This window comes from Phyllobacterium sp. CCNWLW183 (assembly GCF_037203775.1).
Taxonomy (GTDB): Bacteria; Pseudomonadota; Alphaproteobacteria; order Rhizobiales; family Rhizobiaceae; genus Phyllobacterium; species Phyllobacterium ifriqiyense.
In genome coordinates this window covers 156,271-179,325 of record NZ_JBBCBN010000010.1, presented here as the reverse complement: position 1 = coordinate 179,325, position 23,055 = coordinate 156,271, and the positions used below count along the sequence as shown (strand labels likewise).

The 23,055-nt window shown below is 53.1% G+C and carries 22 protein-coding genes and 1 pseudogene; 16 read left to right on the top strand and 7 right to left on the bottom strand.

Annotated elements, in window-relative coordinates:
* Positions 1-248 precede the first annotated feature (248 nt).
* Positions 249-1,079 (bottom strand): 3-oxoadipate enol-lactonase, encoded by an 831-nt coding sequence (pcaD, locus tag V9K95_RS21625; protein WP_336442030.1) that lies wholly within the window; start codon positions 1,077-1,079, stop codon positions 249-251.
* A gap of 152 nt (positions 1,080-1,231) precedes the next feature.
* On the opposite strand from pcaD, the gene pcaF reads away from it, so the two are divergent.
* From pcaF to V9K95_RS21600, 5 genes and pseudogenes are all read left to right on the top strand, one after another.
* Positions 1,232-2,437, top strand: coding sequence for a 3-oxoadipyl-CoA thiolase (gene pcaF / locus V9K95_RS21620; RefSeq protein ID WP_336442111.1), 1,206 nt, complete (start codon positions 1,232-1,234; stop codon positions 2,435-2,437).
* Between the two features lie 54 nt (positions 2,438-2,491).
* A complete protein-coding gene (locus V9K95_RS21615) occupies positions 2,492-3,127 on the top strand; it encodes a thiamine diphosphokinase (RefSeq protein ID WP_336442031.1) in 636 nt (211 codons plus the stop codon).
* 94 nt (positions 3,128-3,221) lie between these two features.
* Entirely contained in the window at positions 3,222-3,503 is a 282-nt protein-coding gene (locus V9K95_RS21610) for a hypothetical protein (RefSeq protein WP_008128299.1), read from the top strand.
* Between the two features lie 137 nt (positions 3,504-3,640).
* A pseudogene (locus tag V9K95_RS21605) lies at positions 3,641-3,970 on the top strand (YMGG-like glycine zipper-containing protein); the annotation flags it as partial.
* A gap of 194 nt (positions 3,971-4,164) precedes the next feature.
* Positions 4,165-5,985: an ABC-F family ATP-binding cassette domain-containing protein gene (locus tag V9K95_RS21600; RefSeq protein ID WP_336442032.1), complete on the top strand. Its 1,821-nt coding sequence runs from the start codon at positions 4,165-4,167 to the stop codon at positions 5,983-5,985.
* 88 nt (positions 5,986-6,073) lie between these two features.
* On the opposite strand, the gene V9K95_RS21595 is transcribed toward V9K95_RS21600, so the two are convergent.
* The 3 genes from V9K95_RS21595 to V9K95_RS21585 all read right to left on the bottom strand — a co-directional run bounded on the left by V9K95_RS21595 (position 6,074) and on the right by V9K95_RS21585 (position 7,787).
* Complete coding sequence (locus V9K95_RS21595) at positions 6,074-7,024, bottom strand: Bug family tripartite tricarboxylate transporter substrate binding protein (RefSeq protein ID WP_336442033.1); 951 nt, start codon at positions 7,022-7,024, stop codon at positions 6,074-6,076.
* Between the two features lie 107 nt (positions 7,025-7,131).
* Positions 7,132-7,497: a cell division protein ZapA gene (locus V9K95_RS21590; RefSeq protein ID WP_115054117.1), complete on the bottom strand. Its 366-nt coding sequence runs from the start codon at positions 7,495-7,497 to the stop codon at positions 7,132-7,134.
* A gap of 17 nt (positions 7,498-7,514) precedes the next feature.
* Positions 7,515-7,787, bottom strand: a complete 273-nt coding sequence (locus tag V9K95_RS21585) for a DUF4164 domain-containing protein (RefSeq protein ID WP_115054118.1) — start codon at positions 7,785-7,787, stop codon at positions 7,515-7,517.
* Positions 7,788-8,081: 294 nt separating this feature from the next.
* Between V9K95_RS21585 and tkt the strand changes: the two genes are divergently transcribed.
* The 5 genes from tkt (at position 8,082) to V9K95_RS21560 (ending at position 14,498) form a co-directional block, all read left to right on the top strand.
* Positions 8,082-10,067 carry a transketolase gene (tkt, locus tag V9K95_RS21580; protein ID WP_307280908.1) on the top strand — a complete coding sequence of 662 codons (1,986 nt, stop codon included), beginning with the start codon at positions 8,082-8,084 and terminating at the stop codon, positions 10,065-10,067.
* A 57-nt stretch (positions 10,068-10,124) separates the two neighbouring features.
* Complete coding sequence (gene gap, locus V9K95_RS21575) at positions 10,125-11,132, top strand: type I glyceraldehyde-3-phosphate dehydrogenase (protein WP_115054120.1); 1,008 nt, start codon at positions 10,125-10,127, stop codon at positions 11,130-11,132.
* Between the two features lie 123 nt (positions 11,133-11,255).
* Positions 11,256-12,449 carry a phosphoglycerate kinase gene (locus tag V9K95_RS21570; RefSeq protein WP_336442034.1) on the top strand — a complete coding sequence of 398 codons (1,194 nt, stop codon included), beginning with the start codon at positions 11,256-11,258 and terminating at the stop codon, positions 12,447-12,449.
* A gap of 173 nt (positions 12,450-12,622) precedes the next feature.
* Positions 12,623-13,648, top strand: coding sequence for a class I fructose-bisphosphate aldolase (locus tag V9K95_RS21565; RefSeq protein ID WP_307280904.1), 1,026 nt, complete (start codon positions 12,623-12,625; stop codon positions 13,646-13,648).
* Positions 13,649-13,736: 88 nt separating this feature from the next.
* Positions 13,737-14,498, top strand: coding sequence for an SGNH/GDSL hydrolase family protein (locus tag V9K95_RS21560; protein ID WP_307280902.1), 762 nt, complete (start codon positions 13,737-13,739; stop codon positions 14,496-14,498).
* 5 nt (positions 14,499-14,503) lie between these two features.
* Here V9K95_RS21560 and V9K95_RS21555 read toward each other — a convergent pair whose 3' ends face one another.
* Positions 14,504-14,665: a hypothetical protein gene (locus V9K95_RS21555; RefSeq protein WP_336442035.1), complete on the bottom strand. Its 162-nt coding sequence runs from the start codon at positions 14,663-14,665 to the stop codon at positions 14,504-14,506.
* A gap of 121 nt (positions 14,666-14,786) precedes the next feature.
* On the opposite strand from V9K95_RS21555, the gene V9K95_RS21550 reads away from it, so the two are divergent.
* The 5 genes from V9K95_RS21550 (at position 14,787) to V9K95_RS21530 (ending at position 19,258) form a co-directional block, all read left to right on the top strand.
* A complete protein-coding gene (locus V9K95_RS21550; RefSeq protein ID WP_336442036.1) occupies positions 14,787-16,697 on the top strand; it encodes a propionyl-CoA synthetase in 1,911 nt (636 codons plus the stop codon).
* Positions 16,698-16,745: 48 nt separating this feature from the next.
* Positions 16,746-17,531, top strand: a complete 786-nt coding sequence (locus V9K95_RS21545) for an SDR family NAD(P)-dependent oxidoreductase (protein ID WP_336442037.1) — start codon at positions 16,746-16,748, stop codon at positions 17,529-17,531.
* Between the two features lie 86 nt (positions 17,532-17,617).
* The gene (locus V9K95_RS21540; protein WP_162802576.1) at positions 17,618-17,917 is read left to right on the top strand and encodes a DUF1127 domain-containing protein; all 300 of its coding nucleotides are present in this window, start codon (positions 17,618-17,620) and stop codon (positions 17,915-17,917) included.
* A gap of 27 nt (positions 17,918-17,944) precedes the next feature.
* Positions 17,945-18,544: a DJ-1/PfpI family protein gene (locus V9K95_RS21535; protein ID WP_115054127.1), complete on the top strand. Its 600-nt coding sequence runs from the start codon at positions 17,945-17,947 to the stop codon at positions 18,542-18,544.
* 3 nt (positions 18,545-18,547) lie between these two features.
* Positions 18,548-19,258, top strand: a complete 711-nt coding sequence (locus V9K95_RS21530) for a helix-turn-helix transcriptional regulator (protein ID WP_115054128.1) — start codon at positions 18,548-18,550, stop codon at positions 19,256-19,258.
* 6 nt (positions 19,259-19,264) lie between these two features.
* Here V9K95_RS21530 and V9K95_RS21525 read toward each other — a convergent pair whose 3' ends face one another.
* Positions 19,265-19,807: a GNAT family N-acetyltransferase gene (locus tag V9K95_RS21525; protein ID WP_307280885.1), complete on the bottom strand. Its 543-nt coding sequence runs from the start codon at positions 19,805-19,807 to the stop codon at positions 19,265-19,267.
* Between the two features lie 77 nt (positions 19,808-19,884).
* The gene (locus V9K95_RS21520; RefSeq protein WP_115054130.1) at positions 19,885-20,577 is read right to left on the bottom strand and encodes a DUF1013 domain-containing protein; all 693 of its coding nucleotides are present in this window, start codon (positions 20,575-20,577) and stop codon (positions 19,885-19,887) included.
* Between the two features lie 249 nt (positions 20,578-20,826).
* On the opposite strand from V9K95_RS21520, the gene V9K95_RS21515 reads away from it, so the two are divergent.
* Positions 20,827-23,025 (top strand): esterase-like activity of phytase family protein, encoded by a 2,199-nt coding sequence (locus V9K95_RS21515; protein WP_336442038.1) that lies wholly within the window; start codon positions 20,827-20,829, stop codon positions 23,023-23,025.
* Positions 23,026-23,055: the final 30 nt, after the last annotated feature.

Sequence of the window (23,055 nt, the reverse complement as noted above, 5' to 3'; positions counted from 1 at the left end):
ATAATTCAGAGCGGGAACTGTTGGATAAGTTTGTCGAGATTATTTTTGGAAAGTCTGATTTGCACAAGCCAAGTGCGTCCTTCGACAAGCTCAGGATGAGGGAGGTCGGTTGATTGCAGGGCGCCAACTCTTGCAAGGCTAGCAAGTTGTCGCTGCGACCCACAAAACTTCCCTCATGGTGAGCTTGTCGAACCACGCACTATATCGAATGCAGCTTATCCACCTCACTCGCGGCGAGTCATCTTGAGCTAGTTGAGGGTTGAGTTGCTCAAAATAGGATTGCCCTCAAGTTTGAACTCATCAATAAAGGCAAGGAGGATTGCAACGAGCATTTCAGGTTGTTCCACGCAGGGTATATGCCCGGCATCCTTGATGACTTCGTAGCGCGCGCCAGGAATCAATTTAGCCATTGAAAGCACGACGTCCGGCGGTGTCGAGCCATCTTGATCCCCCACAATACAGATTGTTGGAACCGATATTCGGCCTGCGTCTTCTGTCAGGTCTGCATCACGAATTGCTGCGCAGGTTCCGGCATATCCGGCCAATGGTTGACGAATCAGCATGTTCCGGTAGCCGGTTAAGGCAGGGCTGCTTTCACGATGAAATGTCGGGGTAAACCAGCGCTCGAGGATCGTGTCGGCGATGCTTTCAATACCATTTTCCTCAAGCGCGGCAATACGTGCGTTCCAGGAATCGGCATTGCCAATCTTGTGCGCGGTATCACACAAGACCAGTGCCCGAACCAGATCGGGACGGGAAGCATAAAGCCCCTGCGCAATCAGTCCGCCGACAGAAAGACCGCAAATGATTGCATTTTTAACATTGAGGAAATCCAGCAGACCTGCCAGATCGCCGACATGATCGTCGAGAGAATAGGGAGACGTGCCGACACTCGAAAGCCCGTGGCCGCGCTTATCATAGGTGACGATAGCAAAATCACCCGCCAGGCGAATAATGACATCGCGCCAGATGCGGAAGTCAGTGCCCAGAGAATTGGCAAAAACGATCACAGGTTTTGACGCTGGTCCGCCAATCAGCTGATAATGCAGCGTCACACCATTTATATCGGCAAATTGCACCTTGCTCTCCCTTTTATCCAGAATGATATGTGCGTACGGTTCTGTAGAATGAATGATCAGGGACGATCAACCGCCGAATAATTATCTATTGATGAAGCGGCAACAGACCGGCTCAAATCAACAGGCAAGAAGAAAGCATATGAGGCAGCATGATGGGTGACGTATTTATCTGCGACTATATCCGGACGCCCATTGGCCGTTTTGGTGGATCACTGGCGGGAGTTAGGGCGGACGATCTTGGGGCTATTCCAATCAAGGCATTGATGGAGCGTAATAAATCGGTCGATTGGGCAGCAATCGATGAACTGATTTATGGATGCGCCAATCAGTCTGGCGAAGACAATCGCAATGTCGCCCGCATGTCGGCACTGCTTGCGGGATTGCCCGTGGAGGTGCCCGGCACCACGATGAACCGCCTATGCGGTTCCGGCATGGATGCCATCATCACAGCCGCACGCGCCATTCGCGCCGGTGAAATGGACATTGCCATTGCTGGCGGTGTCGAGTCCATGTCACGCGCGCCCTTTGTGCTGCCCAAGGCAGACAGCGCCTTTTCCCGCAATGCAGAAATTTACGATACGACAATCGGCTGGCGGTTCATCAATCCACTTATGCAGCAGCAATATGGTGTGGATTCCATGCCGGATACCGCCGAAAATGTTGCCGAAGAGTTTCTTGTCTCCCGCGCCGATCAGGATGCTTTTGCTGTGCGCTCCCAGCAGCGAACCGGTCGGGCTCAGGAGAATGGTCGGCTTGCCAGCGAAATTACCCCGGTTCGCATCGCGCAAAGAAAAGGCGAGCCCATTATCGTTGATAAAGACGAGCATCCGCGCCCCCAAACGACAATTGAGGCTCTAGCCAAATTGCCGACGCCATTTCGATCCGGCGGAACTGTGACGGCAGGAAATGCTTCCGGCGTTAATGATGGCGCGGCAGCCCTCATCATTGCCTCCGAAGAGGCTGTAAAAAAGTACGGCCTCAATCCCATCGCGCGCATCCTGGGCGGGGCGACGGCGGGCGTGGCACCCCGTATTATGGGAATTGGCCCAGCGCCTGCGACGAAGAAGCTTTGCGCGCGCCTCGGATTGGCGCCAGCTGATTTTGACATTATCGAACTCAATGAAGCTTTTGCCTCGCAGGGACTTGCAACATTGCGCGATCTTGGAATTCCCGATGATGCGGAACATGTAAATCCGAATGGCGGCGCTATCGCCCTGGGGCATCCGCTGGGCATGTCAGGAGCACGCATTGCGGGAACGGCAGCGCTTGAATTGCAATTGCGCGAGGGAAAACTCGCTCTGGCGACAATGTGCATTGGCGTTGGACAGGGCATTGCTATCGCGCTTGCAAGCGTTTGATATCGGACGCAGAGCTGTCTGGTGGAAGCGTTTGACGCATGCTATGGGCGGGTCATGAGCAAATTCGTTCTTCTTTTGGGCGGTACCGTCCATGTCACCGATCGCCTTTTGAAACAGGTAGCCGGAGCCAGGGTTCTGGCGGCTGATGGTGGTATCGCCCATGCCGCACCACTGGGCCTCACGCCTGAGCTTTGGCTAGGCGATTTCGACTCGACATCGCCCGAGCTGGAAAAAGAATATGCGCATGTGCCGCGCCAGGTTTTTCCGGCAGCGAAGGATATGACCGATGGCGAACTGGCCTTGAACGAGGCATATCGACTGGGGGCGACCGAGCTTGTTCTTTGCGGTGCATTTGGTGGAGTGCGCACCGATCACACGCTTCTGCATTTGACGATGGCGACCGCCCATGCGGCGCAGGGGCATAAGATCATCCTCACCAGCGGAAGCGAAGAAGCCCACCCACTTGTGGGCGGCGAATATGTTTTCGATTTCGTCGATAAAACGCAGTTCAGCATTGTTGCATTTTCGCAATTACACGGACTTTTTATCGATGGAGCACGCTGGCCGCTTGAAAATGTGGAACTTTCTTTCGGTTCATCGCTTACTGTCTCGAATGCCGTATGTGGAACCCTCCACGTATCGCTCCATTCGGGCAAAGCAATCCTGATTGCAGCGCCGCCAGTTGCCTGACGCTTGTCAATATAAGCGGAAAGTGTAATGTGTGCAGCACAGCATTGGGGACGCAAGCTGGTAAGTTTGGTTTTAGAAACGGGAGAGGTCTTCCATGTTGAAAAGTTTATCTACAGTTGCAGTTGCCGCAGTTTTGGCATTCTCGGTTGCTGGTTGTACAACGAGTGAACAGCGGACAGCCGGATATGGTGTCGGTGGTGCAGCACTTGGTGCATTGGCAGGTGGCGCTATCGGTGGTGGTCGTGGTGCTTTGGCCGGTGCGGCAATCGGCGGCGCATCAGGCGTTGTCGTTGGCGCAGCCACATCGGACGGCGGACGCCGTTACTGCACATATGAAAATCGCTACGGCGAGCGCTATCGCGCACCTTGCCGTTAAGCAGCTAGAGTTTTCGAAAAACAGGCCGGTTTTCCGGCCTGTTTTTTTGTGCGTACCGGACGCGTGTTCCGTTGATCTTTCTTCTGCCGTATTGAGGAAGCAGGATTTTCCCGCACTTTTTAAATGGAGAGGTTATTATGAAAATTCGTTTTGCTGCCATAGCAGCCACAGCACTTCTGGCATTTACGATCGCCGGATGTGAGACGAGCCAGCAAAATCAACGTGCCGGGACGGGTGCATTGATTGGTGCTGGCGCTGGTGCCCTGGCCGGACAGGCTTTGGGGCGTGATACGAAAAGCACGGTGATCGGTGCTGCGGGTGGCGCTTTGCTTGGCGCGGCTGTTGGTACAGCCACGACACCGCGCGGTGGAAACGAGAATCTATGCCGTTATCAGCGGCCTGACGGATCGATTTACAATGCTCCCTGCCAAGGCAATGGCGGAGGTGCCTATGGAAATGGACGATATCCGGATGATGATGGATACCGGTCTGAGCGCCGCCGGTATAGTTCCGACCCATACCGCGACGACAATTACTGATCACAGAATATCGATTTAGCGCAAGCAGGCCGGAATTTCCGGCCTGTTTCGTTTGACAGAACAGATATTCTCATCGACAAGCCCTGACAAAACCTGCTCGAACTCCCGGATTGATACGTTTGATGGCTCCACCACTGTTACGCCTTGATAGAATTGCCCTGACTTTCGGTGGCACGCCCCTTTTGACCGATGCGGCCATCTCTGTCAGCGAGAATGATCGCATTGCGCTTGTAGGACGCAACGGTTCGGGCAAATCGACACTGCTTAAAATCGCCGCCGGATTTGTCGTCCCAACGGACGGCGAAGTCTTCAAACATCCGGCCGTTACGGTACGCTATCTGGCTCAGGCACCCGATATGGATGGATTTGCCAATGTGCGGGCCTATGTCGAAGCGGGACTTGGACCGGCAGATGATCTTTACCGTGTCAGTTACCTGCTTGAGCATCTGGGACTGACGGGCGAGGAAAAGCCGGAAAATCTTTCGGGAGGAGAAACACGTCGTGCTGCTTTGGCAAAGGTTCTTGCACCGCAGCCGGATATCCTTCTGCTTGACGAGCCGACCAACCATCTTGACCTGACAACCATTGAATGGCTGGAAAGTGAGTTGCGCCAGATACGCTCGGCCATCGTGGTAATATCGCATGACCGGCGGTTTCTGGAGAATGTCAGCCGTTCTACCATCTGGCTTGATCGAGGCGTTACGAAACGGCTCGATCAAGGGTTTGGCTCGTTCGAGGAGTGGCGCGACAAGGTTCTGGAAGAAGAAGAGCGCGACCTGCACAAACTTGGACGTCAGATTGTACGCGAGGAACATTGGTTACGATACGGCGTTACGGCACGGCGCAAACGTAACATGCGTCGGCTCGGCGACCTGCAATCCATGCGCAGCGAGTTTCGTAACCATCGTGGCGCGCAGGGCAAGGCGGTTCTCAAGGCCAGCGATGCCAAGGAATCTGGCAAGCTTGTTATCGAGGCGGAACATCTTTCCAAGAGCTATGATGACCGCATTCTCGTGGATGATTTTTCCACCCGTATACAACGCGGAAATTGCGTGGGATTTGTCGGGCCGAATGGAGCGGGTAAGACGACGCTCCTCTCCATGCTGACAGGATTGCTCAAGCCGGATAGCGGCTTTGTCAAACTGGGAACAAATCTTGAGATTGCGGTGCTGGATCAGCGGCGGGACAGTCTAAATCTTGAACAAACCTTGTCAGACTATTTGACCGACGGGCGCGGAGAGAATGTTATCGTCAATGGCGAGCAGCGCCACGTTGCCTCCTACATGAAAGACTTCCTGTTTCAACCGGAGCAGTTGCGCACGCCAATCCGCGAGCTATCGGGTGGTGAGCGCGCACGTCTGATGCTGGCGCGGGTCTTGGCGCGACCTGCCAATCTGCTGGTTCTCGATGAGCCGACGAATGATCTCGACATGGAAACGTTGGATCTGTTGCAGGAATTGGTTGCTGGCTTTGCCGGGACAGTGCTGCTCGTCAGCCATGATCGCGATTTCCTTGACCGTACCGTAACGTCAGTCATTGCTCCCGAGGGCAGTGGGAAATGGCTGGAATATGCCGGCGGCTACACGGATATGCTGGCGCAGCGCAAGGAAACTGCCATTGCGACCCGGAAGGAATTGAAAGCCGCCAAGCCGCAGGCTTCATCTGGTGTGGCTGCTGAAAAGGCGCCTGCTGCACGCGATGAAAAGCGCAAACTCTCCTACAAGCAGAAATTTGCGCTCGAAACGCTTCCAGCTAAAATTGAAGCGCTGCATAGCGAAATTATCAATCTGGAAAAGAAGCTGGCCGATCCCGATCTTTTTGCAAAGAATCCGGCCTTGTTCAACAAGACGGTTGAGGAGATCGGCAAGAAGCGTGCAAGTCACGAAGCGCTCGAGCACGAATGGCTGGAGCTTGAAATGCTGCGCGAGGAAATCGAAGGCTAGATTAAACTCGCAATTGTGCCCAATGATCGGAACGAAAAACCGGGATTCCAGTTCTCGTTCCGATTTGAAAGACAGCATAAATAAGCGTTTATTCTACGAGCTTCAGCTCACGGAATGTTGTGAGGACCGTCGCCTGCTGTTCTTTGATATAAGCGGCAAATTCGGCGGATGGCTGGTAAAGATCAACCCAACCATGCTTTTTCAATGTTGCTTGCCATTCCGGGCTTTGCGCCATTTTAGAAAAGGCTGCATCAAGATCCTTCGTCTGTTCTTCCGACAGGTTGGCTTGTCCGAGGAAGCCGCGCCAATTGACCAACTCAACATCGACCCCTTGTTCCTTCATCGTTGGCACATCAATGCCTTCGAGCCGCGTTGCAGAAGAAATCCCGAGTGCTCGCACTGTTCCGGCTGAAATTTGTCCGGCAAACTCGGAATAGCCGCCTGCACCAACGGAAATATGCCCTCCCATTACCTGTCCGAGCATCTCACCTCCGGCACCGATGGCGACGTAATTCATCTTGGAAAGATCGCCGCCAATTGCCTTGACGATCATGCCATACAGCAAATGGTCGACACCACCGGCGGCGAAACCGCCCAACGATACTGATCCCGGATCAGCTTTGAAGGCTTTGACCAGATCATCCATATTTTTCAATGGCGAATCTGCCGGGACGACCAGCGTAAGATACTCGCCTGTCATCCGCGCGATGGGCTTGGTCTGGTCCATTGTTACGGGTGCGTTATTGGTCAGGATCGAGCCAACCATGCCGATCCCCGTAACAATGAGGCCCGTATCGGGATATTTCTTCGAAACAAATTCGGCCAGGCCAATAGTGCCACCGGCTCCCGATCGATTAACAACCTGGATGTCGCCAGCGAGCTTGAGGTCCTGAAGCGATTGTTGTGTCGAGCGTGCCAATTGATCATAGCCGCCTCCCGGACCTGCCGGAGCGATGATTTCGATATTCTTTACCGCGTCGGCCTGAGCCGATGAGGCCATGCCAAAGGCCAGCGCAAAAGCAAGCGTGCGAAGTTTCATGTATTTCCTCCCTGAAAGCTCCCTTGCTTTGCACTTTTGTACAAAGCCTTCAGAGGCTGCGGGAAGAATCTGTCATGGAGCTGTCTTTGAGGAGGGCAGGAAATCCGTCAATTGGCCTTCGGAGCGAGACGCGCTGCAAGCGTTTCGATGCGTCCAGCCACCTCGGACAGAACGCCAGTGATAGCCGAATCATTCTTGTCGGCCTTGGCTAACGCCTCGTCCCGGCTCTTTCTCAAGGCTTCCGCTTCGTTTTCCAGACCGGTCAGACGCAACTGCAATTCATGGAGTTCGTCTGTAACCATGATGCCGGCCATAACTGTCAGGCGCAGATCTCCTATCTCGCCGAACGAGGATTTCAGATGCGTCACGTAACGATCAAAACGTTCTGCCAGACCGGTCAGATGTTGTTCCTGACCCTCGTCACAGGCCATTCTGTAGGCTTTGCCATCGATCGTTACGGTAACGGTAGCCATGGTTGTTTCTTCCTGTTCTATCGATCAAGGACCGTGCGGATGGATTCCATCGCAGCGACAAGGCGGCGTGAAACTTCTTTATTTGCCGCCTCAAGACGCTCAGCCCGCCCTTCAGACGCATCAAGCTCCTGAGCCAGCTTACGCCGGTCCATGTTCATCCGCTGGACCTCTTCTTCCGCTTCAGCAAAATCGCCCTCATGCTCAAGACGCATTTCAACTGCATTCTCAAGCGTGGAGAGGGATTTGGCCAATCTTTCCAGTACTTGTTTGAGGGTGGCTTCAGATGCCATTTTCGACGTTTCCCCTGTGTCTCAATCTTTTCAGCGAATCGCAAAAAGAAGAACGACTTATGACAGAGAGTCTAGTGGTTACATTAATGCTGCGTCAATCAATCCGAACGGCGCCGTGGCACTCATGCACCGATAATAATGTGCTCCAATGAATGTCTTCCTGCAATACCGTCCCAATTTGGCCAGCTTTTGTTGACTCCCTCTCGACACCTGCTATTTGTCGCGTGCCTTTTGGATATTGTCTAACCGGCATCCAGAAACGGCATCTCTTTTCCACTTCGAAAGACGGTGACTATGACCAATTCTGAAAAATCCAATCAAATGGCCAACGCAATCCGCTTTCTATCTGCGGATGCAGTGGAAAAAGCAAATTCCGGCCATCCCGGACTTCCCATGGGCGCAGCCGACATTGCGACCGTCCTTTATACAAAGTTCCTGAAATTCGATCCAAAGGCTCCGCACTGGCCGGACCGCGACCGTTTCGTACTGTCCGCAGGTCATGGTTCGATGCTGCTTTATTCGCTGCTTTATCTGACCGGCTACGAAGATATTGACATCGACCAAATCAAAAATTTCCGCCAGCTTGGCTCCCGTACCGCTGGGCATCCTGAATATGGTCATGCTGCCGGTATTGAAACAACAACTGGTCCATTGGGTCAGGGCCTTGCCAATGCTGTTGGCATGGCTTTGTCCGAACGCATCATGAATGCGCATTTCGGTGATGCTCTGGTCGATCACTACACCTATGTCATTGCCGGTGATGGTTGCCTCATGGAAGGCATCAGCCAGGAAGCGATTTCACTTGCTGGTCATCTCAAGCTGAACAAGCTTATCGTTTTCTGGGACCACAACAACATCTCGATCGATGGTCCGGTTACATTGGCCGACAATACCGATCAGCCAGCCCGTTTCGAGGCTTCTGGGTGGAATTCAATCAGCGTCGATGGCCATGATCAGGATGCGATTGCCACCGCTATCGAGCGCGCCAAGAAATCCGACAAGCCGACACTGATCGCCTGCAAAACCACAATCGGTTTTGGTGCTCCGACCAAGGCTGGGACGAACAAGGTTCACGGTTCGCCGCTTGGTGCCGAAGAACTCGCCGGTGCGCGCAAAGCGTTGGGCTGGACTTCGGAGCCTTTTGTCGTACCTACAGAAACTCTCGACGAATGGCGCCTTGCCGGTCTGCGTTCTGCCAAGGAACATACCGCATGGACTGAGCGTCTGAATGCGACTGACGCGGAAATCCGTTCGGAGTTTGAGCGGCGCATGCGCGGTGATTTACCGGGGAACTTCGAAGCAACAATTACAGCTTACAAGAAGAAGCTTTCTGAAGAAAAGCCAAAGGTTGCGACCCGCAAAGCTTCTGAAATGGCGCTTGAGGTTATCAATGGCGTGGTTCCTGAAACAATTGGTGGCTCCGCCGATCTGACAGGTTCGAACAACACCAAGACCAGCCAGACCAAGGGGATCACTCCTGAGGATTACGGCCAGCGCTATGTTCACTACGGTATCCGGGAACATGGCATGGCAGCAGCGATGAACGGTATCGCTCTTCACGGTGGACTCATTCCGTATTCTGGTACCTTTTTGACTTTCTCCGATTACGCACGCGGCGCCATGCGTCTGTCGAGCCTGATGGGTATCCGCGTCATCTATGTCATGACCCACGATTCCATCGGTCTTGGTGAAGATGGCCCGACGCATCAGCCGGTCGAACATCTGGCAGCCCTGCGTGCAATTCCAAACAATTATGTCTTCCGTCCGGCGGACGTTGTTGAAACAGCTGAGTGCTGGGAAATTGCGCTCAAGTCACGCACCACGCCATCAACCATCGCATTGACCCGTCAGAATCTGCCGACGGTTCGTGACGTGCATTTTGATGAGAATAAATGCGCTTACGGCGCCTATGAACTTGCCACTGCAAGCGGCAAGGCTGAAGTGACCATATTCGCAACCGGTTCGGAAGTCGAAATCGCTCTCAATGCAAGAGCACAGCTTGAGAAAAACGGACATCCAACGCGGGTGATTTCGGTTCCTTGCTTTGAGCTCTTCGAAGCTCAGAGTGAAGAATACAAGCGCACATTGATTGGCGATGCGCCGGTCAAAGTGGCTGTTGAAGCTGCGATCCGCATGGGCTGGGACCGGTTTATCGGCACGGACGGGATTTTCATCGGAATGAACGGCTTTGGCGCGAGCGGTCCGATTGAAGAACTCTACGAGCATTTTGGCATTACGGCGTCACATATCGTCACTGCTGCTGAAGCAAAGTTGAAATAATCCATCTCGTTCCTCTATGATCCATTCAAGGGCTCCATACCCCTCAGGAGAAAAAACATGACAGTTCGCGTTGCAATTAACGGATTTGGCCGCATTGGCCGCAACGTTCTTCGCGCTATCGTAGAATCAGGCCGTACCGACATCGAGGTTGTTGCCATCAACGACCTGGGTCCTGTCGAGACCAATGCTCACCTTATGCGTTACGACAGCGTTCATGGACGCTTTCCCGGTACGGTAACAGTGGCTGGCGACACAATTGACGTGGGCCGTGGCCCAATCAAAGTCACCGCTGTTCGCAATCCAGCCGAATTGCCTTGGAAAGAGTTGAATGTCGATATTGCGCTGGAATGCACAGGCATTTTTACGGCCCGCGACAAGGCTGCAGCGCATCTTGAAGCTGGCGCAAAGCGCGTTATTGTTTCGGCTCCTTCCGATGGCGCCGATCTGACTGTCGTTTTTGGCGTAAACGATCACAAGTTGACCAAAGACCATATGGTCATTTCCAACGCTTCCTGCACGACAAATTGCCTTGCGCCAGTTGCTTATGTGCTGAATGAAGCCGTTGGTATTGATCACGGGTTCATGACCACGATCCATAGCTATACGGGCGATCAGCCAACGCTGGATACTATGCACAAGGATCTCTATCGTGGACGCGCAGCTGCCCTGTCCATGATCCCGACTTCGACCGGTGCTGCCAAGGCTGTCGGTCTGGTATTGCCTGAACTCAATGGCAAGCTAGATGGCAGCTCCATTCGCGTTCCAACGCCGAATGTGTCTGTGGTCGACTTCAAATTCGTTGCCAAGAGATCCACTAGCGTTGCGGAAATCAATGATGCGATCAAGTCGGCGGCCAATGGCAAGCTGAAGGGCATTCTGGGCTTTACCGATGCCCCGAACGTGTCAATTGACTTCAATCACGATTCGCATTCATCGATATTCCACATTGACCAGACCAAGGTTATGGACGGCACATTTGTTCGTGTCCTTTCCTGGTATGATAATGAGTGGGGCTTCTCTAGCCGCATGAGCGACACAGCCGTTGCTTTCGGCAAGTTGATCTGACCGGCTTTGAAGTGATTTGATTTCAAATGGCGGGTCGACACACCCGCCATTTTTGTTTTTGATGGTTATACAGTCGGCTATACGGGCTTTCCCAAGCGGCTGTGTGCAGATGAGGTGAGTTTCATGACAAATTTCAAAACGCTTGATGATGCTGATGTTGCCGGAAAGCGTGTTCTCGTACGCGTTGACCTGAATGTTCCGGTGAGCGATGGCGTCGTGACAGATGCGACACGGATAGAACGCGTAGCTCCAACTATCCAGGAACTATCGAAAAAGGGCGCAAAGGTCATTTTGCTTGCCCATTTCGGTCGTCCGAAGGATGGCCCGGACCCACAGTTTTCGCTGGAGCCGATCGCCCATGCCGCCGCAAAGATAATTGGCCACAGTGTGCATTTTGCTGCCGATAGTATCGGTGAAAAGGCTGCTGAAGCTGTCGGCAAGTTGAAGAATGGCGATGTGCTGCTTTTGGAAAATACGCGTTTTCATAAAGGCGAAGAAAAGAACGATCCGGAATATGTCAAGGCGCTGGCAGTCAATGGTGACATCTACGTCAATGACGCTTTTTCCGCCGCGCACCGTGCGCATGCTTCGACAGAAGGTCTGGCTCGTGTTCTGCCAGCCTATGCCGGACGAACGATGGAAGCAGAGCTTAAAGCGCTGGAAAAGGGTCTCGGCGCACCGAAACGCCCTGTCGTGGCCATTGTCGGCGGCGCAAAGGTTTCGTCCAAGCTGGATCTGCTCGGCAATCTGGTAGAAAAAGTCGATGCACTGGTCATTGGCGGCGGCATGGCAAATACATTTCTGGCGGCGCAGGGCGTCAAGGTCGGCAAATCGCTGTGCGAACACGATTTGGCCGGAACCGCGCGCGAGATCATGGCAAAAGCGAAAGCAGCTAACTGCACAATCATTCTTCCGGTGGATGCCATTGTGGCTTGGCATTTTGAGGCCAATGCTCCATTCCACGCCTATGGGCTCGATGCGATCCCCGATGATGGCATGATCCTTGATGTGGGTCCGCAATCCATTGAGCGCGTAAAGGCGGCAATTGATGATGCATCCACCCTCGTCTGGAACGGCCCGCTTGGTGCCTTTGAGCTGACGCCATTCGACAAGGCAACGGTGGCCGCAGCCCGTCACGTTGCGCAGCGTACCAAGGCCGGACATCTGGTTTCGGTTGCTGGCGGCGGAGATACCGTGTCGGCGCTCAATCATGCCGGAGTCGCCGATGATTTCAGCTATGTTTCAACTGCCGGAGGCGCTTTCCTTGAATGGATGGAAGGCAAGCCATTGCCCGGCGTCGATGTGCTGAAGAAGTAAGTTTTACTCCCTGATCAAGCCCGGAAATCGGGCTTGATTACCAATTATAAGAAAATGTTATCCGGTTAAATCGGTTGAAAAAATTTCAATCGTTTCAGTTACTTGGTGCACCGTTTCGTTTGTCATAGGCTTCTGTTATGGGGCGGATAAGGGAAAAAGGAGTACATCAGTCTATGAGCGAACGTCTGGAAGATATAGCGGTTGCAATGGTTGCCAATGGCAAGGGCCTCCTTGCCGCCGATGAAAGTTCAGGAACAATCAAAAAGCGGTTCGATAGTATCGGGCTGGAATCCACCGCCGATAGCCGCCGCGACTATCGTGAAATGCTGTTCCGCTCCGATGAGGCGATGAAGAACTACATTTCCGGTGTCATCCTTTACGATGAAACCATTCGCCAGAATGCCAAGGACGGAACATCACTGGTCAAGATCATGCAGGATGCAGGCTGCATTCCAGGCATCAAGGTTGACGCAGGCGCCAAGCCGCTTGCTGGGTTTCCCGGCGAAACCATCACAGAAGGTCTGGATGGTCTTCGCGAGCGCCTAGCGGAATATTACAAGCTTGGCGCACGCTTCTCCAAGTGGCGGGCCGCTATCTCGATTTCCGACGGTCTGCCAACATGGGGTGCCGTGAAGCAGAATGCCCAAGCTCTGGCACGCTATGCCGCGCTTTGTCAGGAAGCTGGAATTGTGCCAATCGTTGAGCCGGAAGTACTTATGGACGGCACACCGGGCAATCACTCGATCGAACGCTGCTATGAAGTCAGCGAATGGGTTCTGAAGACCGTATTCGACGAGCTTTATGATGCACGCGTTGTTCTGGAAGGCATGATCCTCAAGCCGAACATGGTCGTTGCAGGACAGAAGGCCCAGAAGGCTTCCGTCGAGCAGGTTGCTGAGCTGACTGTGCGCCTGTTGAAGTCGACTGTTCCATCCGCTGTACCAGGCATTGCATTCCTGTCCGGCGGTCAGACGGAAGAAGAAGCAACAGCGCATCTATCGGCGATGAACGCTAATTTCACCATGCCTTGGAAGCTGACTTTCTCCTATGGTCGTGCCTTGCAGGCAGCAGCGTTGAGCGCCTGGAACGGGAAGTCAGAAAATGTTGCAGCAGGTCAGCGCGCCTTTGCACATCGTGCAAAAATGAATGGTCTTGCTGCCACTGGCGGCTGGAAGAAAGACCTGGAAAAGGCTGCTTAAGGGTCTCTTAAGCATTTTTTATCCAAAAGCGTATCTCATGGAGCCCGGGGAATCAGCCCGGGCTTTTTTATGGGACAACCAAAGACGAATGAAACCTGCGCCATTCCATCCTTTGCTGAGTTGGTTTCTTTATCCTGTCTATGCGTGGCAGGGGATAAATGTACGATTGAAGACAGAGCGAATGATTCCGCCTGTTGGCCTGCCCGTGGGGGAAATTGCGGGCAAAGATCCGGCTATCCGGCTGCTTGTTCTGGGGGACTCGTCTGCCGCAGGGGTGGGTGTCACTGATGCATGGCAGGGGCTTTGTGTACGGTTGGCGGTCTATCTGCAGGGCCGGACAGGCCGTAAGGTCATCTGGCGTGCTGCAGGGTTCAATTCAGCAACATCGGGACAATTGCGCGATCATGTCGTGCCAAATCTTGAACGCGGAATGTGGACGCATATCGTGCTATCAACCGGCACAAATGACACAAAGAATTTTCACTCGCTGCCACGCTTCAAGCGCGAATTTGGCGGGCTTCTTTATGCACTGAGAGCGAAATGGCCTGAGGCCCACGTGGTATGGTCACAGGTTATCGATTTTCGCGATGTTCCGGCTATGCCTCCATTGCTCGGGCGTATTCTGGAAGGACGCGCTGTCGCAATCAACAAGCTCGGCGAAAGATTGTGCCGCGAGCGAATGGCTATTCCAGCGCTTCGCCTACCAGTGGAATCTGCCGAAGGTTTTTCCACGGACGGCTTTCACGCTTCGGCATTGGGCTATGATGCTTGGGCAAAACATCTCGTCCCCTACATCCTCAATCGCCCCCAGGTCGATGAGAAGGATGCCGCTTCCCCCGCTGGTGGCTAAACGCACTATCCTATGTGTCTTGAGACGCCAACGACCAAAATAGCCAGCACTGCTCCGACGGCGATTTTCCAGAAATCCTTGCGCTTTTTCAATCCGGGCAAGCCGAGCGGCTTGAATAGATGCAGCGCCATAATGACGATGAAAACAAAGGACAGGATTTTGGTCATGGATGATCTGTCTGCAATATCCTGTTGATTGAATTGAGCAGTGTGCCAAGCGCGGAGAATTGTCAATTCGCCCTTTGACTCCGCCTTCCGGATTTAGGATGCTTCTTACGGGAGGAATTTCATGACATCACTATATGCGCAGGTCTATCAGGATTGGCAGACCGATCCCTTGGCATTCTGGGCCAAAGCAGGAGTAGCCATCGATTGGATCAAGCCGTGGGATACGGTTTTTGATCCAGACAGTGGCCCTTATGGCCGTTGGTACGCGGGAGCTGAATGCAACACCTGTTACAACGCCGTAGACAGGCATGTTCTCGCAGGGCGTGGCGATCAGGACGCGCTGATCCATGATAGCGCCATAACAGGTACGGTTCGCAAGATAAGTTATAGTGATTTACAGGCCGAAATCGAGGCATTGGCGTCGGTGCTGGTCGATAAAGGGGTGGGGAAGGGGGATCGCGTCATTATCTACATGGCGATGGTGCCTGAAGCCGTTGTTGCAATGCTCGCATGCGCGCGCATTGGTGCAGTTCATTCGGTTGTCTTCGGAGGATTTGCCGCTAACGAGCTTGCCACAAGGATAGACGACGCCAAGCCGGTTATGATTATCGCTACGTCCTGCGGGCTGGAACCGGGCAGGGTGGTTGCTTACAAACCGATGCTCGACAAGGCTATCGAACAGGCCCAGCACAAAGTGGCTACTTGTCTGATCCTTGTGCGCCCGCAACAGCCGCATGAACTGGTTTCGGGGCGGGATATTGACTATGCCCAAGCAGTTGCCGCCTCTGCGGGGCGTAAGGTTCCCTGTGAGCCTCTTAAATCGACTGATCCGCTTTATATTCTTTATACATCAGGTACGACGGGACAGCCAAAAGGCGTTGTTCGCGACAATGGCGGCCATCTGGTCGCCTTGGCGTGGTCGATGGGCGCAATCTATGACACCTACCCGGGAGATGTGTTCTGGGCGGCTTCGGACATAGGCTGGGCCGTCGGCCACTCCTATATCGCTTATGCGCCACTTTTCGTTGGGGCGACGAGCATTCTTTATGAAGGCAAGCCGGTTGGAACGCCCGATGCTGGTACATTCTGGCGCGTAATCGCTGACCACAAGGTCAAGGTACTATTTACCGCGCCGACCGCATTTCGGGCGATCAAGAAAGAAGACCCCAAGGGCGAGCTTATCGGCAGATATGATATTTCTTCGTTGAAGTATCTTTTCCTGGCGGGAGAGCGCGCCGATACGGATACGATCAAATGGGCCGAACAAAAACTAGGCGTTCCGGTCATAGATCATTGGTGGCAGACCGAAAGCGGCTGGCCCATGGCAGCCAACCCGGCGGGGCTTGGAATGTTGCCGGTAAAATATGGCTCGCCGACGGTCCCAATGCCCGGTTATGACGTGCAGGTTCTTGACGATGCAGGTCATCCAGTCAAGCGCGGCGAGCTTGGCAATATCGTGGTCAAACTGCCCTTGCCGCCGGCATTCCTGCCGACATTGTGGAATGCGGACCAGAGGTTTCGCGAGGCGTACATCAGCGAGTTTCCGGGATATTACAAGACCGCAGATGCAGGCATCATGGACGAGGACGGTTATATCTATATTATGAGCCGCACCGACGACATCATCAATGTTGCCGGTCATCGCCTGTCGACCGGGGCGATGGAAGAGGTTCTTTCCAGCCATCCGGATGTTGCCGAATGCGCTGTTATCGGCATTGCCGACAGTGTGAAAGGTCAGGTTCCTTGCGGGTTCATTGTGCTGAAATCCGGCGTTACAAGGAGCGAAGCCGATATTGAGCAAGATTGCGTTGCTTTGATGCGGGAGAAGATTGGCCCGGTTGCTGCGTTTAAAATGGCCATAACGGCAAAACGTCTGCCCAAGACGCGCTCCGGTAAAATATTGCGGGGCACCATGCAGAAGATTGCCGATCAGGAGCCGTGGAATATGCCCGCAACGATTGACGATCCAGCGATTCTTGAGGAAATCCAGTTGGTGCTCAATGCACGAGGAATTGGTCTGGTTACTGGTTGACCATCTGCCATCCAAGGTTAAGCTCTGTTGTCAAATTGGAGACTGGCAATGGCATTGGATGGCAAAATCGCAATTGTAACGGGTGGCGCTCAGGGTATCGGGCTGGCCATTGCAAGGCGCTTTCTTCAAGATGGGGCCAGTGTTATGCTTGCTGACATCAATGATGCTCAGGGAGCCGCGGCGGTAAAAGAGCTGTCCCCTTTGGGTAAAGTCCGCTTTTCCTCAACAGATGTCAGCAGCAGGCTGGATGTGCACAATCTCGTGGCTGGAACAATCGAGGCATTCGGTGATGTGGATATACTGGTCAATAATGCTGGTATTGTACACACCGCAGATTTTCTCGAGCTGAACGAGGATGATTTTGATCGGGTTCTGCGGGTTAATCTAAAAGGATCGTTTCTTTGTGGTCAGGCTGTAGCCCGGTATATGGTCAAAAAGATAAAAGACGGAGGTAATGCAGGCTCCATAGTCAATATGTCGTCAATCAATGCAGTCGTCGGTTTGCCGGAGCAAATTGCCTATTCGGTTTCGAAGGGTGGCGTCAGTCAATTGACCAAAGTCATGGCTCTTTCGCTCGCACCCTATGGGATTCGCGTGAACGCAATCGGTCCAGGCTCGATCAAAACCCAGATGCTGGATACGGTCAATTCGGATATGGCCGCAAAACAGCGGATATTGTCCCGTACACCGCTGGGCCGGGTGGGAGAGCCCTCCGAAATAGCTGCTGTGGCGGCGTTCCTGGCTTCAGATGATGCGAGCTACATAACGGGGCAAACGATCTATGCCGATGGTGGTCGATTACCATTGAATTATACAGTGCCGGTCAATGGATGATTTTTTAGGCTGTTGACATCCTACTGACAGAAGGTTGTCAGGAGGGGTATGCCATTATGTTCCCGTAGTCAGAAGGAGACAGGGATATGGCTTACCTCGATTTTGATATCGTACAGAGTGTGAAGCATTGGTTTTCCGAGTTTGCAATTCACCGGCAGGAGCTGCGTACGGAACGGCATCTTAACTCGCTTCCCGAGCATCTCTTGAAAGACATTGGCTGGCCGGATGCCTATGCTGAACGATTGGCAAAACGCAATTCCCTAGGCGAAGACGACACTGCCGTGCCTGCAACCAGTGATGAGCTTACGCCATGGCAGTTGGATTGGCCAAAACACTATGAGAGCTTAAAAGCTCGCAAATCCAGCCCCTTAGAGCTGGGATGTTGAATTTGACTGCCATGGAGGAGGGCTTCAATGGAAAAGAAACGAACAGTTGGATTTGTTTTCGTTGAAGGCTTTGCCGATTGGGAATTTGGCATGCTTTCCGGCTCGGTCAATGAGTGGTTTGGTGGCCGAGCCGTCTGCCTTTCACCTTCTCCGGGTCCGCTAAAATCAATTGGCGGCTTTCGCATGCTCCCGGATCGCGGTGTCGATCCATCAGACAATCTTGATCTTGATGCGGTTGCCGTCATTGGATCCGACACATGGTCGGACGCGGATGCTCCTGACATAACACCCTTATTGAAGGATGTTCTGGCGCGCGGTGGAATTGTCGGTGGCATATGTGCCGGTACTCTTGCACTGGCGCGTGCGGGCCTGTTTTCAGGCCGCAAGCATACCAGCAATGGAGCCGGTTGGATCGAATCGCGTCTGGATACTTATGCCGGGTCTGAGCATTATCAGGATGTGCCCTATGCAGTACGCGATGGGCATGTTGTAAGTGCGGCGGGAACTGCGCCCGGAACCTTTGCCATTGCCTTCCTCGAAGCGCTCTTTCCCGAACAAGCGCCCCAAATCGCCGAGATGCGTGAAATGATTGCAAGAGAATTTACTTCCCGAAGTGAGAAGGCTTGAGCGATGCGTAGAGCAGACCGACTTTTCCAGATTGTGCAGAAGCTGCGTGGCGGGCGACTTGTAACGGCAAGGCAACTTGCCGAAAAGCTTGAAGTGTCAGAACGTACGATCTATCGCGACATTGCCGATTTGCAGTCTACGGGTGTTCCCATTGATGGCGAAGCGGGCGTTGGCTATATTTTACGGGAAGGTTTTGACCTCCCACCCTTGATGTTCACCCGGGATGAGGTGGTAGCGCTTGTTGCTGGCGCGCGGCTGATAACTGCCTGGGGCGGTGCTTCCATGGCGCGCGCGGCCGAAGAGGCGATTATAAAGATCGGAGCCGTCCTGCCAAAGGAGGATCGCCCGCGTATCACCAATACACATATTCACGCATCGGGCACCAATATTAGTGATAGCGCACGCGCTTTGATTGATCTGGCAGAAAATGCTGCCGAACAATGCCGTGTGCTTTCGATCACCTATACCGACCTTGAGGGCAAGGACAGTACGCGGGATATCAGGCCACTCGGTCTGTGGTTTTGGGGAAAAGTCTGGACATTGATCAGCTGGTGCGAGCTGCGTAATGACTTTCGGACCTTCCGGATCGATCGCATCACGAAGGTTGAGAAGGCTGATCGCATCTTCCGTCAGGAGCGCGGCAGGACGCTTGCCGATTTCTACCGCAGGGTGGAACTTAGCGAAACACCCAATACCGAAGCCCGTGCTTCATAAAGCCTTTTAACTGGGCAATTGATCAATGGCGGTCTGGAAAGTTGCGCGCAATATTGCGTAGGTTACGAAATGATAGCCGTCCTCCTCAGTTTCGCCCATCAGCTCCATTCCAAGCTTTTCGGCGACTCGGACTGATGCGCTGTTGCGAGGATCAATAGCGGCGATAATTCGATCCACGGTGGTCGCCTTGAAACCATGTTCAAGAACAGGCTTGGCTGCTTCAGTTGCGATTCCTTTGCCCCAAGCCAGACGGTTGAGACGCCAGCCGATTTCCACATCGGGCCCGATAGCATTATGGGGAATCAACAGCACCCAGCCAAGAAATTGATCCGAACGGGTTTTCTCGAAGATTGACCAGTAGCCAAGGCCGATACCGAAATCGGTTGTTATCCGATCCGTCAGAAACTGTCTGTGACTGGTGTCATCGGTCCATGGACCGGGGATGAACTTTGTCACAGCGGGATCGCGATCCATGGCAATGCAATCTTCGAAATGATCCATGGTCCGAGGTCGCAACAGCAAACGTTCAGTTTCAAAACCTGGAAGCATTGCTCACTCCTTGACGTAAAAAGCCTCGTCACGGACGAGGCTTTTGCTACATAGTCAGTCGAATGGTGCGGAGACGATTATTCCTCGTCTTCGTCGTCCTGACGGCCTTTCAACGACGAAAGCTTGGCGAAAACCTTGTCTGCGTCAAGCTCCTGGTCTTCTTCACGAACCGTTGGCTGAATGTCGAGATTTTCAGTCGCGGAAGCTGGCAGAAGTGTATCGCCACCTTCGCCCGGTTGTACTGGACGCCCGCGCGAAGAACGCTCGACTTCGATATCCAGATCAATCTGCGACGAGAGGCCCAGTGTAACCGGGTCCATTGGTTGCAGATTGTTGGAGTTCCAATGGGTGCGGTTGCGGATCTGTTCAATTGTCGATTTGGTCGTACCGATCAGGCGCGAAATTTGCGCATCTTTGAGCTCTGGATGATTGCGAACGAGCCAGAGAATAGCATTCGGACGATCCTGACGCTTGGACAACGGCGTATAGCGAGGGCCCTTGCGCTTGGTCTCGGGAACGCGAACCTTGGGGTCCGAAATCTTGAGCTTATGGTTCGGGTCTTTTTCGCCCTTGGCAATTTCTTCGCGGGATAGCTGTCCGGTGATCAATGGATCAAGGCCCTTGATGCCTTGGGCCGATTCACCGTCCGCGATAGCCTTAACTTCAAGCGGATGGAGCGTGCAGAAAGCAGCGATCTGATCGAAAGACAGGGCCGTATTATCGACAAGCCAGACGGCCGTTGCCTTTGGCATTAGAAGCTGGGTGGCCATAGATATAGTCCTCTTGTTCGTCCGCTCCGGAGGGGCGGGACGTGGGTTCAACCACAATTTCCGGGATTTCGAGCCGTTATATAGCGGTATTTTAATCGATGAGCAAGAATCGCTTTGGGGATTCGTGCCATGTTCCAAATAACCGCACATTCCCTCGGGCAAGTGTTTCATCAAACTGTCATGTAAATGTCATGACACTGCAACAGACGCACGCGATCAGTCTCTTCAATTCAATCGGAGATTGTTCCAATGTCGCATCGTTTTCTCACCATCGGTCTTTGGACCATTCTGGCTGCATCCACAGCAATACCTGCAATGGCAGAACCAGTGTTCAACCGCATTGCAAGCTTTCCCGTGATTTCCAACCTGCCAAAGGATTCCGATGTCTCGCAGGTGACTTCTTCCGAGATCATCACAGCATCAGAAGATGGCAAGACATTGGTTTATTCTGACAGCCCAAATGGTGCGATCGGTTTTATTGATATCACTGAAGCAGGCAAGCCGCAGCCGCTGGGACAACTTAAGCTGGATGGCGAACCGACATCGGTAGCAGCCGTCGGTGCAAACGTCCTTGCCGCGGTCAATACTTCCAAGGACAAGGCTAATCCTTCAGGCCGCCTCGATGTGGTCGAGCTAGCCTCCCGCAAGGTGATTGCTACATGTGATCTCGGTGGACAGCCCGATTCTGTCGCTATCTCTCCCGACAAGACTTTTGCTGCCATAGCAATCGAAAATGAACGTGATGAAGAGTTGAATGATGGAGAAATACCCCAGCTTCCAAGCGGCAATCTCAAAATAATTTCGCTGAAGGATGGTGCTCCGGATTGCGCAACAGCGAAAACCGTTGAACTTACCGGACTTTCCGAAATCGCACCGGAAGATGCCGAACCTGAGTTTGTCTCCATCAACCGGGAAAACCAGATTGCGGTAACACTGCAGGAAAACAACCATATCGCAATTATCGATGCGGCGAGCGGAAAAATTACAAATCATTTCTCTGCCGGCACTGTCGATCTGGATAAAATCGACGTGGAAAAAGATGGCGCTCTCAAGTTTGATGGCAGTGCAAAAGGTGTTCTGAGAGAGCCTGACACGATCAAATGGCTCGACAATAACCGCGTGATTGTTGCCAATGAAGGCGATTACAAAGGCGGATCGCGCAGCTTTACAATATTCACCAAAGACGGGAAAGTTGCCTACGAATCCGGCGCATCGCTTGAGCATAAGATTGCTGAAGCTGGTCACTATCCCGATAAGCGCAACAAGAAGGGCGTAGAGCTTGAAGGGGCTGAGGTCGGCAAATTCGGCGATACAAACTACCTGTTTGTTGCCAGTGAGCGTGCTTCGATTGTCGGTGTCTACAAGGACACGGGCGCTGAGCCGGAATTTGTTCAATTGCTGCCATCAGGCATCGCCCCCGAAGGTGTATTGGCAATCCCATCACGCAATCTGCTGGTAACAGCCAATGAGGCTGATTTGATTAAAGATGGCGGCGTACGCTCGCATGTTATGATTTATGAACTCAAGGATCAGAAGCCGAATTATCCGCAGATCGTTTCGACGATGAAGGATGATGGAACGCTGCTTGGCTGGGGCGCTCTATCGGGATTGGTTGCTGATCTAAAGGAAGCGGGCAAGCTCTATGCCGTATCGGATTCCTTCTACTCCGCGGCGCCTTCGATCTTCACGATTGATGCGAACCAAAGCCCGGCAAAAATCACCAAAGCACTGGTCGTCAAACGCGGTGGGCAACCGGCACAGAAACTTGATCTTGAAGGCATCACCACGGATGGCGATGGCGGTTTCTGGCTCGCCAATGAAGGCGACCAGGCCAAGCTCGTGCCCCATGCAATTCTCAACGTAAACGGGAAAGGCGAGATCAAAAAAGAAATCGCACTTCCCGAAGAACTTCTGCCAAACCAGGTTCGTTTCGGCCTGGAAGGGATTACGCGTGTTGGGGAAGGTGATGACGCCACATTGTGGATGGCGATCCAGCGCGAGTGGAAGGATGACGAAAAAGGTTTCGTCAAACTGCTGAACTACAACATCAAGGATAAATCCTGGACTGCTGTTTCCTATCCGCTCGATAAGAGCGGAGCAGGTTGGGTCGGTCTTTCCGAAATTACCGCTCATGACGGTCAGCTTTATATCGTTGAACGCGATAACCAGATTGGTGATAAGGCTGCCAACAAACGGTTATATCGTGTGGCGCTAGAGGGTTTGAAACCTGCCAAGATCGGCGAAAAGCTACCCGTCGTTGAAAAGGTGCTGGCACATGATTTCATTGACGATCTCAAGAGCGCCAATGGCTACATTTCGGAAAAGCTTGAAGGGTTCGCTATTGATGTTGATGGCAATGGTTATGCCGTTACTGACAATGATGGTGTCGATGACTCATCGGGGGAAACCCTGTTTTTCGGCATCGGTAAGGTCCAGGCTACAAACTGATAAAACCGGAAATAAGATAAAGGCCGCATA